This window comes from Pseudomonas sp. Pf153, assembly GCF_001269775.1.
GTDB classification, from domain to species: Bacteria; Pseudomonadota; Gammaproteobacteria; order Pseudomonadales; family Pseudomonadaceae; genus Aquipseudomonas; species Aquipseudomonas uvaldensis.
Map to the genome: position 1 here is coordinate 763,543 of NZ_LHVL01000030.1, position 11,561 is coordinate 775,103.

An 11,561-nucleotide genomic window follows, 5' to 3' on the forward strand; every position below is an offset into this window, starting at 1 on the left:
GGCGACCCAAGACCGATTCGCTCCGGGTAGCTCGGTCGGACTCCTTGAGTTCGGAGCCTTCTCTTCTGCGGAATTCCGTTCCCGTTTTGTGCTCGACCTGATCGTGGTGGCGGATGACCACTGTTGCCTCTGCCAGGCATCAGCGGTCATCCGCTACGGCGATCGCATTCAGTCCCGGAGCCCGCCGGGGAAACACTGGGCACCCTTTGTGCGCGGATGCGTGCCAGCGTGTTCCGACCCAGGCCACGACAAGGGTCGGTTGGCGGATCATGGCGCAGTTAAATCAAGTTTTGCGAGGAGCTTGTCGACTGCGTCAGACTGCCTAAGGTGGCTTTTCTATTCCTCGCCTGGCCCCCCGGCCGGGCCCACTCTTCACTTTCTGCAGTCCAGTAACTTCCACTGTATTCCGGCCATAAAAAACCGGCTTGCGGCGTCTTGACGCCCCCCCTATGACAGGCTTATACAAAGGGTGTGGTTCGCTGTCGTTGACAGCCCAGCCCAGGTAGCTTGAACCTTCAAGGCTACGCCACGCTTGTGGTGGTTTACCCAAGTGCGATCAGCGTTCGGAGGCTCGCACGATTGCCGCTTCAGCGGTGATGAATGCCTACTACCCCACGTCCGCAGACCGCTGCTGCGGATTCTCTTTTGCTGCACCGCTATTCCCACACTGCATTGTTCTGTTTGTCATTGGCTTGCCGGTGGCGTGTGGTCATCGCTTGCCTTCACCTTACCCACCCTGACGGGGCTCACTTCCCCGTCAGGGGTCGTGCGTCGCCGTTTTCCCCTGAAAGGAGAACCACCATGGCCCACGCCAACCAATCCCAAGAAGCGACCTCTTACTTCAATCTGCACACCATCGGTATCGGCTACCTGAACCGTGTTCGTGAAGTACAAGTCCGCCGTGGCCAGCCGTTCATGGCCTGCGATATCGCCGCCCTGCACGGTGCCACAGATGCGGTCGAGTACACTCGCTTCGACTGCAAAGTCGCTGGAGGCCAAGCTGAACGCTTGATTCGTCTCTATATGGACGCCGTCAAAGCCGAGAAAAAGGTCTTGCTGTCGTTCCGTATCGGCGACCTGTGGATCGACCCATTTCTCTATGAGAAAGGCGATAAACAAGGCCAACCGGGCGCTAGCCTGAAAGGTCGTCTGCTGTACATCGACTGGATCAAGGTCAACGGCACGTTCGAATACAAAGCGCCCGCCAGGCAGGAAGCAACAGCACCTGCTGAGCCAGCGTCAAACAGTGAGCCATCCCCAACGTCGGCTGATGCCAATGCTGAGGATACCGAAACCCCAACAGAGTCCAGGATTGAACCTGAATCTGCACCCACTCCCCGCACGGCTCGCCGTATCGCCACCCGTACTGTTCAGCCCGCCTGAACAATCCACGATGTTTACATCAAGGCGCTCAATCGAGCGCCTTTTTTTCAATCAGCACAGGAGAACCGATATGGAATCCTTCTGGCTTTGCGACGATTGCCTGTTCGCTGCGGCTTACGAGGACTACAGCACGTTATCGCTCTATTACACGATGGATGAGGTCGAGGAACGCATCGCCGGTCTCCATCGTAGACTGGCTCGGCTAATGCCCATCAGTGCCGATTTCGATCCCGAAACAGGCCGGGGGATAAGAACCTTCTCCCCAATACACTGCGACGGTTGTGGCTCACACCTGCACGGACAACGCCACCGATTCACTCGACTGTAAACAGCGCGTCATCGGCTAATAGCCGCGACTCTATATCCACCTTGGGGACACCACTCCTCTCGGGCGGGTGCCCCTGATTGTCCCTTCGGAGGTACTACCATGAGCACCCAACTCACACTGATTGAAAGCTCGGATATCGAGGCTGATCGTATCGCCCAAGAAAACCAGCTAATCGACGAAGCGCTACATATTCTAGATCGTCGACTGTTCACCCGCGGCCCCAACCTGACGTCACCTGACGCCGTGGCCTCATATCTAAAACTGCATGTTGCACCCCAAGAGCATGAGGTTTTCGGTGTGATTTTTCTCGATGTCCGCCATCGCGTTCTGGCATTCGAGATCCTCTTTCACGGGAGCATCGATGGCGCCAGTGTTTATCCCCGCCAAGTCGTCAAGCGCTCCCTAGCACATAACGCAGCAGCTGCCATTGTCGTTCACAACTACCCCTCAGGGTGTACAGAACCCAGCCTGGCGGATCGCGCCTTGACTGCACGCCTGACGGAGGCCTTGGCCTTGGTTGAAGTACGCGTACTGGATCATTTCATCGTGGGTGAAGGTCGTCCTCTCTCCCTTGCCGAGCATGGTTGGCTTTAACCCCCCCCATAGGCGTCTTCGGACGCCTTGTTCATCTCTTTTTGGAGCCCCCTCATGAACCCCACACCCCAAGCCCCAGCACCGCTGGAGGCCCCAAACCCATTTGTTCGCGGCTACGATAACTTGCATATCGAACGACTGCTTCTGATCACCTACGCAAATGACTGCCCTCCCTGCTTTCGCCCCGTTCACGACTCACAAGCCCGTTTGCCCGACGATGCGCTAGAACTGTTCCCCTGCTTGTTCAATGACGATTTCGCCTTGATCAGCGAGGGCCAATCCATTCCGGATGAATTAGACGAACGCTGCCAGTCCACTGGGCTGGTACGCCAAGTGATCTACGCCGTGATTGGCGAAATGCTAAATGAGCGGCATCACGTCGGAGACCTGTACTCCCTGGAAGAAGCCCAAGCCATGGTCAATCGCTTGAACTTCGAAACGGGACATTACAGTCGAGCCTGGGAGATCAGTACCGCACACCTCACTGAAGAAGCATTGCGCTACTTGGAAAGCCGGGCTGGCAATTTCGACTCAAGACCAACCGGTCTGCTGTTCGAACCCTTTGCCCTGACAGACTGCAATGGCACCGGATATAAGCTGATCGGGACGCCGTGGACCGACGATAACCTGATGAAGATCGAGGGCCGTTCTTACGCATCGCTGAGGCAGGAGCAACTCGACATTGGCACACCGGAATCCCTGGTCAACGTGCTGTATCTGGCGGCATTAGCGGACGTGCGATTGTTGATCTTCGACCCCGACGCTGCTGTCTTGGATGGACTCGCTATTTATGATGCATAGCAGCGCATGTAGCGTTAACACGACCCTCCATAAATCGACTTTCTCACTGAATCGCTCCTTCGCCTCATGTCAGGTTCTGCACTGAATCTGACATGAGGTTTTTTCCATGGAGCGTTTTTTCACACCTGTCTGCCTGCTGGGTTTGTTGAGCGCCTGCACCGCGCAAGTCCTCAACCCTTTGCCGCCCCATCCAGAGATCGACAGTGGCTCCAATCGCGCCCAGCACTCGAGGGGCATAGCCGAAGAAAGCCATCCGGCAGAGCTTCGTTATGGCCGCTACACGCTGGTCAGCACCGAGCCCACCACGGAACAACGCGATCTTCTTGCCCAAATCATTGACGTGAGCATCCCGTCCAGCCTGACCCCTTCGGTACAGGATGCGTTGCAGTACGTATTGCAGCGCTCGGGCTATTCGCTCTGTCCAGTTTCCGCGTCGGTGAAGGTGCTTTTTACCCGGCCCCTGCCGGCGGCCCATTACCGGCTTGGTCCAATCCCTTTGCGCAGCGCGCTGCAAGTGCTGGCTGGCCCCGCCTGGCAACTCACGACCGATGAAGTCAGTCGTTCGGTCTGCTTCGAACAGCAGAAAACGGCTGTCGGCGTCACGCTGATCGCACCCGTCTCGTCCTATCAGTCGGAGGCACGACCATGAAAGCCTCGACGTTTCAAACTCTGATTGTCGGCTTACTTTTCCTAGTGGTCGCCGGCCTGAGCGGTGGATTGTATAACCAGTATCAGCGCGTGGCTGAGCTACAGAGCACGAACACCCAACACCGACAAACCCTGGACACCCTGAAACGTGATTCAAACGTCCTCAAGGACGCCCAGGAAAAACTGCAGTACGCGCTGAAAGACCTGAAGCAGATGGTCGATTCCGGTGAGCAACAGGCCAATACCCTCGATCCGATGTTGGATCAATGGGCGCAAGAGATACAGGAACTACGCGATGGTCTCGCAGTCCGTGCCACCGTGGCAGACATGACAGCGCTACGCGCACGCCTTGAACAGGTGGAACAGCAACTCCTGAACCTCAGGCCCCAGCCATCACCGCCACCACCGACGCCTTCCGCAACCAAACCGAAAAAAGCCGCTCGCCCCAAGCCCGCCCCGCTCTCGCCGCCGTTCTCTGTGTTGGGGGTCGAATCCCGTGGTGGTGAGCGCTTTTTGGCAGTCGCACCTCATGACAGTCACGCTCTCGTGGATGTTCGGCTGCTGCACAGCGGCGAGCAGCTCGGCGCCTGGCACCTGAAAGTGCTGGAGCCGAACTCCGCCATCTTCGCGGTGGCCGCTCAGCCAGACCAGACCGTGCAACTCCCTTGAGAAGCGATCATGAACAGAGCGCCACTACTCCCCGTCGTGTGTCTGTTTTCGCTACTGACCACAAGTGCTGCGATGGGTAACCCCATCACGACACAGTCACAGGTCCAGGGCACGCAGTCCGCTCCGCTGGGGCGCTCTCACTCTGAACAGGCGGCGAGCTGGGGGCTGACGGAGCAGGAGTGGATGCGCTTCGAACAGATCCAAACCGGCCCGCGCGGGTTCTGGAGTCCGAACCTCGATCCGTTGACCGCACTCGGGGTTGAGGCCCAGACCGACCAAGAGCGCCAGCGCTATGCCGAATTACAGGTAGCGCTGGAAGCCAAGCGCGCCGAGCGCGAGTTGGCCTACCAAAACGCTTACACCGAGGCCTGGGCCAAGCTGTTTCCCGGGCTGCTGCCGATCCAGGGCATGGCATCCCCATCTCCTGCCAGCTCTTCGGCCATGCCGCGCCCGGCTTTGTTTGTGGAGGACCACTGCCCAGCATGTACCGCCGAAGCGCAACGTCTGCAAAACGGCGATACGGCGTTCGATATCTACCTGGTGGGCAGCCAAGGCGAGGATGAACGCGTCCGTCGCTGGGCCCGGCAAGCAGTTATTGATCCGGCCAAGGTCCAACGTCGGCAGATCACCTTGAACCATGATCGTGGACGCTGGTTCAGCCTGGGTGCCCCGGCGCCACTGCCTGCCACATTTCAACAGGTGAATGGACAATGGCAACGCCTCGACTGAGTGGTCTTGTACTTCTGCTGGCGGTGCTCGCCGTCAGGGCTGACGAACTTCCGCCTCCGGCCTACCAACTGGCGGCGCATGACGCCGACATCCCTTCTACGGTGCTGTTCGCGATTGCCCTGCAGGAGAGCGGTATCCGCGTCCGTGGTCGACTGCTGCCCTGGCCTTGGACCCTGAACATCGCCGGAACACCCTACCGCTTCGCCACTCACCAGGCCGCCTGTCACGCCTTGCTCCAGGCCCTCGCCCGCCATAACGCCAAGCGGGTCGATGCCGGGCTCGGACAAACCAACCTGGGTTACCACGGGCAACGTTTTTCCAGCCCTTGCGAAGCCCTTGATCCCTACCGAAATCTCGCTGTCACCGCCGCGCTGCTGCGGGAGCATCACGTCGCCGCCGGTAATTGGGTGCTGGCTGCCGGACGCTATCACCGCCCGGCAGGAGGAGCGCCGGCTGCGCGTTACCGAGCCGACTTTTCCCGGCAACTTGAACGGTTGCTGGTTTCCTTCAAACAGGGCACACCACCATGACGCGAATATTCCTTACCTGCTATTTCATCCTGTTCTTGGCACCTGTCGCCCAGGCGAAACCAACAGTAAGCAGGGATCCGGTTGGCGATGTCACCCAACCCCATTTCCAAGCCACGGGCCTGCCCATAAATAACAGAGCTCAGACTGATCGGGCCATGCATGCGGACCTGTCCACCTCTACCGACGTGGCCTGGATACTGCCGATCCGTAGTTCTCGGTTGAGCCCCGGCTCGGTCAAGCCTCGCTCCCTGAGTATGCCTGGTCTGCAACCCTTCTTTCTGGTGGGCGACGATCCCCAGTCGCTGGCTTGGCTGCGTCAACGTGCGGCTGAACTGAAGGAAATGGGCGCGGCTGGCCTAGCCGTCGAAGTGGCCGACAATGACGCCCTGGCCCGGATTCGAGCAGCCGCTCCGGACATCACCATCCTGCCGGTCAACGGCAACGACATCGCCACCCGCCTGCAGATTGAGCACTACCCCGTCTTGATCACCGCCAGCTCACTGGAACAGTGAGTCCACGTCATGGCCGAGCATGCGATGGAGTCCAAGCTCCGGCCAGCAGTGGAGCTGTACACCGTAGCGATCTGCATCGCCGCCGCGGTGTTGTGCGTGTACTCGCCCTGGGCTGTCGCCCTGTCACCCGAGATCGGTCTGGTTGCAGCGCTGGCCTATGCCCTGTTCGGCCTGATCCGGCTGCGACAAGCCTGGGAGGTGCTGCGCTATCGGCGAAATATCCGTCGGCTGCCCCGCTACGAGCTGACCAGTCGGCAGATTCCGGTCAGTCGCAGACGTCTGTTCATGGGGCGCGGCTTTCGCTGGAGCCGCCTGCACACCCAGCGCTTGGTCGAGGCGCAGGATTCGGCGGTCGCCCACTATGTCGACCAACCGACCAGCTACCGCCTGGTCCGTGGTCTCGAACGGCGCCTGGAGCATGCACCATTTCCGCTCTCGATACTGGCCGGTGTCACGGCCTGGGATAGCGCCTTCAATCCGTTGCGCCCTTTACCCCCAGTAGGTGGGTCGCCACTGTTGCATGGGGTCGAGCCCGATGAAACGGAAGTCAGTCTGCCGCTGGGCGAACGGGTCGGACACACCCTGGTGCTCGGCACTACCCGTGTCGGCAAAACGCGACTCGCCGAGGTATACATCACCCAGGACATTCATCGCATCGAACATGAGGTCGTCATCGTCTTCGACCCGAAGGGCGATGCCGACTTGCTTAAACGGATGTACGTCGAAGCCAAACGCGCCGGTCGGGAAAAGGAGTTTTATGTTTTCCATCTAGGCTGGCCGGAGATCTCCGCTCGCTACAACGCCGTGGGACGTTTCGGACGCATTTCTGAGGTGGCGTCTCGCATTGCTGGGCAGCTCAGCGGTGAAGGTAACTCTGCGGCCTTCCGTGAGTTCGCCTGGCGCTTCGTCAACATCATTGCCCGGGCTTTGATCGAGCTGGGTCGGCGTCCGGACTATCTGCAGATCCAACGCCATGTGGTCAACATCGACGCGCTGTTCATCGAATACGCCCAGCAGTTTTTCGCCAAAACCGATCCGAAAGCGTGGGAAGTGATCGTCCAGCTTGAAGGCAAGCTCACCGAGAAGAACATTCCCCGGCATATGGTGGGGCGCGAAAAGCGTGTGGTGGCCATCGAGCAGTACCTGGCGATGAAGCGGGTATTTGATCCTGTAATGGACGGACTGCGTTCGGCGGTACGATATGACCGTACTTACTTCGACAAAATCGTTGCCTCGCTACTGCCGCTGCTGGAGAAACTCACCACCGGCAAGACCGCCCAGTTACTGGCCCCCAGCTACACCGATTTAGATGACCCGCGGCCCATCTTCGACTGGATGCAGATCATCCGAAAACGCGGCATCGTCTACGTCGGTCTGGATGCGCTGACCGACGCCGAGGTGGCCGCCGCTGTGGGCAACTCCATGTTCGCGGATCTAGTTTCGGTGGCTGGACATATCTACAAGCATGGCATCGACCATGGCCTGCCCCAACCGGGTAACAACAGTGACAAATTGCCGATCAACCTGCACGCCGATGAGTTCAACGAATTGATGGGCGATGAGTTCATCCCGCTGATCAATAAGGGTGGCGGTGCCGGTATCCAGGTGACGGCCTACACCCAGACCCTGAGCGATATCGAAGCGCGAATCGGCAGCCGCGCCAAGGCCGGACAGGTGATCGGCAATTTCAACACCCTGCAGATGCTGCGGGTGCGAGAAACCGCCACCGCTGAACTGCTCACCCAACAGTTGCCCAAGGTTAACGTGCTGACCAAGACCCTAGTCTCGGGGGCCACCGACACCTCCGATCCAGAGGCCAATACAGACTTCACCTCGTCCTCACAGGACCGTGTCAGCAGCACCAGTGTGCCGCTGATCGAGCCTGCTCATATCGTCAGTTTGCCCAAGGGGCAAATGTTCTCCTTCCAGGCCGGTGGACAGCTCTGGAAAGTCCGCATGCCATTGCCTAAGCCCTCCAACGACGATGCCATGCCCAAGGACCTGCAGGAGCTTACCCAGCGGATGCGGGCCGCTTACAACGAACAGGCGGGCCAATGGTGGAGTGCGAGCGGTGGCGGCCCAACAACAAACTTCGATCTGGATCAGGTGGGGTAGCCCTACCCCACCACAGGTTTCGATTCAGCAGAGAACGATCTAGAAGACTTAGTGCCCACATCAACTCTGCAGCGCGCAATGGAGTGAACTATGGCGACTTCCGCCCAGAACACGCCGTCACTACCGATCCAACGTCCGGGATTGATCATCTCGGCGATCAGTCTAGTCCTGCGCATCATCGGTTTGCTGATTGCCTCGTTGCTGCTCTCGATTCTGATTGAGTTTGCTGGCCTGCTGCTGTTCTGGGGTGATCAGGGCTGGCGGCATAGTCAGGCCATGCTAACCAGTGAGTTAGGTTGGCTCAGCGACCACTTCAAATCCTCACTCATCATTCAACAACCCGGGCAAACGATGGTCCAGCTGCTGGATTTCCTCAATCAGTGGCTGCTGGTCAACACTGGCTTTGCGGACTTTGCCCAGCAGGCGCGGGTATCGAGCCAGGGTAATGGCTTCTGGAGCGGGATCAATCAGCTCTACGTAAGCATTGAGGATTTCGTGCTGGCGGCGGTGTATGTAACATTTACCTTCGTGGTGCGCCTGTTCATTCTGGTCCTGGCTACCCCCTTGTTTCTGCTCGCCACGCTCACCGGTTTTGTCGATGGATTAATGCGCCGCGACCTACGCAAATTTGGGGCTGGGCGGGAAAGCAGCTTTGTCTATCACAGGGCTAAACGGGCAGTTATGCCGCTACTGGTCGTGCCCTGGATCATTTACCTATCCCTCCCCATCACGCTCAATCCAATGGCCGTTTTTATACCCTGCGCCGTATTGCTTGGTGCGGTCATGACTATTACAGCAACAACATTTAAAAAGTATATTTAAAACAACAAGCACCACTATTATTTAAGCGAGAAGCTCACGTCACTTTTAGCTAAAGATGCGGCAAACCTGGTCTAATACCACCATTCATCTACCCCTTAATCTTAAAAAAAACCACAAATTAAAATACATCACTCTCGCCGCACCTAACAGCCAAGATCGGGACTTCATGTTACCCTCCCCAATTAATGATAGCGACGCAGTTGCTGCCTTACCTCCAGCAAGAAAAGAAATAATACAAAAGAGAAAATACTTCAAATTTTCATGCTCATGCGCCAATTTAACTTTATCAACCAGCTTTCCCAGCCTGTCATACAACCTACCTACACGCTCCCTGTGATCAGGTAGCGGAATGTAATCCTTACGCCCAAACTCCTGACTATTTACCATTAAATGCGAAGGTGTCTCACGACACGCTCCATTTAAATCAGCACGAGAGCAAAAATATGTATTTATTCTGGCGATATCACTGGGTTCTGGTAACGATTGCAACCAGGAACCCCCATATCGTCTTAACTCAGGCTCATCCCCTACAATGTTAAATGAGAGTATTGAAAATACCTTTGCGGCGGATTTACAGACCGCCTTTTCGTCCTTGGAAAACGAGGCATCAACCAGACAGTACTCTTTCAAATTCTGATAACGCCCTTTATAAAACTGCAAGTAATCCCCTAGCAGTTTATTCGTTTCTAACATTTGCTCTCGATCAGACTTCGCTTGAGAGTCAACAACCAAATACAAGCACCCCACGAGACTTAACATGCACCACAAATGGTCATACCCGTGTTTAAATTTTGGACTTTTAAAGCAATTAGCCAGTATCAATACAGCCGACCACCCAAAAACGAAGGCGATCAGAAAGTTTATTCCACTACTCCAGAAACCGCCTATGTATCCTGCCCCCAAATGAAATTCTTCAGGTATGAGCAACCACCAACTCGGAGAAAAACCGATTAAGGATAAAAACCCAGGTAAAAATACGACTAATAGGCTCGCCAGACCAGGCCTACGCCCCAGGACGAATGCTCCCCTAACAAACATCAAACTCATAAAAACAAAAGAAATGAAAAACAACAAAGAGATTGCTTTCACACCAGCGACGGGACTGAGATTCAACAACGGGTATGGTATACCCGGCTCATATATACTATTAAAATAACCAAACCACCCTATCCCTTCAAGATTCTGCGCCACACCGTAAGAGGCGATGAAAGACACCCAGTAATACGGTTTTATAAATACATAAAACCACTGCATCAAGCCACTCCCCAAAAAAGCCAGGCTCACGTTTAAAACTGAAAGGGTAGCCCCACCAGTTCGTCTTTCCCGTCAAAGCGGATGTAGGCCATACCAAACCAAAATACTCGACAAGGTCAATCGCCATTAAAAGCGATTGCCTCCGCCTCAGTTTACCTGCGGCTTTAGCTGGTCATTTTTACAATCCTACACGTATGAATCCAGAGCCAATCGCTATGCTTACGCCTTTCATCCATCGCCCTCTGATTTCCATATTGTTCCTAGCATCTGGTTGTGTCAGTGCAGCGCCCAGCCATGAGCAAATTGCGATGAGCCTAATCCAAAATCAACTTGAAATTACGGAGCGTCTTGCTGATCGCGAGAGTTTAACAAACACAACCGATGCACAAGAGCGCTATCGGTTCGATTATCACCAATTGATCCAAGACATCCAACGCATTCGCCAAGGTATACAGGGCTATCTATCCCCGTCCCGCGCTCAACCTAGGGATCCCGCCGAACTCGTCGGTGATTACCGCCTCGACACCCCGCCCACGGAGCCGTCGCCATGAGCATGACTGACGCTCAGACCGCTGCGTTCCAAAACGCCTCCGGCTTCTCACCGCAAAGCAGTTCGACGCTCTGGCTGTCCCTGGTTCTCGTCCTGGCACTGCTCTGGTGCGCCTGGGTGATGTGGACGGCTTACCGAGGGTGGGCGACTGGCAGTGTGCGCTTTGGAGCCTTCGGCGGCAGTGCCGCGCGCGTTTTGCTCGCCCTACTCGTCCTGATGTTCTTCACCTTGTCCTAATCCAGGAGATCGCCGTCATGCTCAAGTGCCTTGCCCCCCTGAAAAACAACCTGCGTGATAATGCGAGCCAGCGCTTGATCGGACTGATGCTGGTGCTCGGTCCAAGCCTGGCTTTTGCCGAACTCCCGACCATGGAAGCTCCTTCACGTGGCGAAGGTTCCGGGTTGATCGAGACGATCAAAAACTACGCCTACGACGGCGGCATCCTGCTCGGTCTGCTGATCGCTCTGCTCGCTTTTCTCGGCGTGGCCTGGCACTCCCTGACTGTCTACGCCGACGTGCAGAACCAGCGCAAGACTTGGAAGGATCTGGGCGCGGTGGTCGGTATCGGAGCTCTGCTGGTGGTGATCATCATCTGGTTCCTGACCAAGGCTGCCGCCATTCTGTGA

Annotated in this window: 15 protein-coding genes; 14 read left to right on the plus strand and 1 reads right to left on the minus strand. The window is 56.6% G+C overall.

The genetic code is table 11. The annotated features are described in order from the left end of the window. Positions 1-801: 801 nt before the first annotated feature. The 11 genes from AD666_RS24520 (at position 802) to AD666_RS24570 (ending at position 9,131) form a co-directional block, all read left to right on the plus strand. A complete protein-coding gene (locus tag AD666_RS24520) occupies positions 802-1,383 on the plus strand; it encodes an STY4534 family ICE replication protein (protein WP_053158149.1) in 582 nt (193 codons plus the stop codon). A 70-nt stretch (positions 1,384-1,453) separates the two neighbouring features. Further along, on the plus strand, positions 1,454-1,711 hold the full coding sequence (locus tag AD666_RS26880) for a hypothetical protein (protein WP_053158152.1): 258 nt from the start codon (positions 1,454-1,456) through the stop codon (positions 1,709-1,711). Positions 1,712-1,810: 99 nt separating this feature from the next. Continuing rightward, positions 1,811-2,305 (plus strand): JAB domain-containing protein, encoded by a 495-nt coding sequence (locus AD666_RS24530; protein WP_053158155.1) that lies wholly within the window; start codon positions 1,811-1,813, stop codon positions 2,303-2,305. Between the two features lie 54 nt (positions 2,306-2,359). Beyond that, positions 2,360-3,106 carry a hypothetical protein gene (locus AD666_RS24535; protein ID WP_053158157.1) on the plus strand — a complete coding sequence of 249 codons (747 nt, stop codon included), beginning with the start codon at positions 2,360-2,362 and terminating at the stop codon, positions 3,104-3,106. A 106-nt stretch (positions 3,107-3,212) separates the two neighbouring features. Next, entirely contained in the window at positions 3,213-3,755 is a 543-nt protein-coding gene (locus AD666_RS24540) for a PilL N-terminal domain-containing protein (protein ID WP_053158159.1), read from the plus strand. After that, positions 3,752-4,423 carry a hypothetical protein gene (locus tag AD666_RS24545; protein ID WP_053158162.1) on the plus strand — a complete coding sequence of 224 codons (672 nt, stop codon included), beginning with the start codon at positions 3,752-3,754 and terminating at the stop codon, positions 4,421-4,423. The genes AD666_RS24540 and AD666_RS24545 overlap by 4 nt, the downstream gene beginning before the upstream one ends. A gap of 9 nt (positions 4,424-4,432) precedes the next feature. Next, positions 4,433-5,152, plus strand: a complete 720-nt coding sequence (locus AD666_RS24550) for a TIGR03759 family integrating conjugative element protein (RefSeq protein ID WP_053158166.1) — start codon at positions 4,433-4,435, stop codon at positions 5,150-5,152. Then, positions 5,134-5,682 (plus strand): hypothetical protein, encoded by a 549-nt coding sequence (locus tag AD666_RS24555; RefSeq protein ID WP_053158169.1) that lies wholly within the window; start codon positions 5,134-5,136, stop codon positions 5,680-5,682. Before AD666_RS24550 ends, AD666_RS24555 begins: the two co-directional genes overlap by 19 nt. Continuing rightward, positions 5,679-6,194, plus strand: a complete 516-nt coding sequence (locus AD666_RS24560) for an integrating conjugative element protein (RefSeq protein WP_053158172.1) — start codon at positions 5,679-5,681, stop codon at positions 6,192-6,194. Before AD666_RS24555 ends, AD666_RS24560 begins: the two co-directional genes overlap by 4 nt. A 9-nt stretch (positions 6,195-6,203) precedes the next feature. Beyond that, the gene (gene traD, locus AD666_RS24565; RefSeq protein ID WP_053158175.1) at positions 6,204-8,309 is read left to right on the plus strand and encodes a type IV conjugative transfer system coupling protein TraD; all 2,106 of its coding nucleotides are present in this window, start codon (positions 6,204-6,206) and stop codon (positions 8,307-8,309) included. A gap of 90 nt (positions 8,310-8,399) precedes the next feature. Further along, positions 8,400-9,131, plus strand: coding sequence for a TIGR03747 family integrating conjugative element membrane protein (locus AD666_RS24570; protein WP_053158178.1), 732 nt, complete (start codon positions 8,400-8,402; stop codon positions 9,129-9,131). 84 nt (positions 9,132-9,215) lie between these two features. Here AD666_RS24570 and AD666_RS26545 read toward each other — a convergent pair whose 3' ends face one another. Then, complete coding sequence (locus AD666_RS26545) at positions 9,216-10,385, minus strand: hypothetical protein (protein WP_156315991.1); 1,170 nt, start codon at positions 10,383-10,385, stop codon at positions 9,216-9,218. 215 nt (positions 10,386-10,600) lie between these two features. On the opposite strand from AD666_RS26545, the gene AD666_RS24575 reads away from it, so the two are divergent. From AD666_RS24575 to AD666_RS24585, 3 genes are read left to right on the plus strand one after another with little or no spacing between them, the layout of a single operon-like run. Next, the gene (locus AD666_RS24575) at positions 10,601-10,936 is read left to right on the plus strand and encodes an RAQPRD family integrative conjugative element protein (protein WP_053158181.1); all 336 of its coding nucleotides are present in this window, start codon (positions 10,601-10,603) and stop codon (positions 10,934-10,936) included. Continuing rightward, positions 10,933-11,172: a TIGR03758 family integrating conjugative element protein gene (locus AD666_RS24580; RefSeq protein WP_053158184.1), complete on the plus strand. Its 240-nt coding sequence runs from the start codon at positions 10,933-10,935 to the stop codon at positions 11,170-11,172. Before AD666_RS24575 ends, AD666_RS24580 begins: the two co-directional genes overlap by 4 nt. 17 nt (positions 11,173-11,189) lie before the next feature. Further along, on the plus strand, positions 11,190-11,561 hold the full coding sequence (locus AD666_RS24585; RefSeq protein WP_053158188.1) for a TIGR03745 family integrating conjugative element membrane protein: 372 nt from the start codon (positions 11,190-11,192) through the stop codon (positions 11,559-11,561).

Excerpts from the sequence above, each read along its gene's own strand:
- AD666_RS24520 (WP_053158149.1), top strand. The coding sequence starts at position 802 with ATGGCCCACGCCAACCAATCCCAAGAAGCGACCTCTTACTTCAATCTG.
- AD666_RS26880 (WP_053158152.1), top strand. The coding sequence starts at position 1,454 with ATGGAATCCTTCTGGCTTTGCGACGATTGCCTGTTCGCTGCGGCTTAC.
- AD666_RS24530 (WP_053158155.1), top strand. The coding sequence starts at position 1,811 with ATGAGCACCCAACTCACACTGATTGAAAGCTCGGATATCGAGGCTGAT.
- AD666_RS24535 (WP_053158157.1), top strand. The coding sequence starts at position 2,360 with ATGAACCCCACACCCCAAGCCCCAGCACCGCTGGAGGCCCCAAACCCA.
- AD666_RS24540 (WP_053158159.1), top strand. The coding sequence starts at position 3,213 with ATGGAGCGTTTTTTCACACCTGTCTGCCTGCTGGGTTTGTTGAGCGCC.
- AD666_RS24545 (WP_053158162.1), top strand. The coding sequence starts at position 3,752 with ATGAAAGCCTCGACGTTTCAAACTCTGATTGTCGGCTTACTTTTCCTA.
- AD666_RS24550 (WP_053158166.1), top strand. The coding sequence starts at position 4,433 with ATGAACAGAGCGCCACTACTCCCCGTCGTGTGTCTGTTTTCGCTACTG.
- AD666_RS24555 (WP_053158169.1), top strand. The coding sequence starts at position 5,134 with ATGGCAACGCCTCGACTGAGTGGTCTTGTACTTCTGCTGGCGGTGCTC.
- AD666_RS24560 (WP_053158172.1), top strand. The coding sequence starts at position 5,679 with ATGACGCGAATATTCCTTACCTGCTATTTCATCCTGTTCTTGGCACCT.
- traD (WP_053158175.1), top strand. The coding sequence starts at position 6,204 with ATGGCCGAGCATGCGATGGAGTCCAAGCTCCGGCCAGCAGTGGAGCTG.
- AD666_RS24570 (WP_053158178.1), top strand. The coding sequence starts at position 8,400 with ATGGCGACTTCCGCCCAGAACACGCCGTCACTACCGATCCAACGTCCG.
- AD666_RS26545 (WP_156315991.1), bottom strand. The coding sequence starts at position 10,385 with ATGCAGTGGTTTTATGTATTTATAAAACCGTATTACTGGGTGTCTTTC.
- AD666_RS24575 (WP_053158181.1), top strand. The coding sequence starts at position 10,601 with ATGCTTACGCCTTTCATCCATCGCCCTCTGATTTCCATATTGTTCCTA.
- AD666_RS24580 (WP_053158184.1), top strand. The coding sequence starts at position 10,933 with ATGAGCATGACTGACGCTCAGACCGCTGCGTTCCAAAACGCCTCCGGC.
- AD666_RS24585 (WP_053158188.1), top strand. The coding sequence starts at position 11,190 with ATGCTCAAGTGCCTTGCCCCCCTGAAAAACAACCTGCGTGATAATGCG.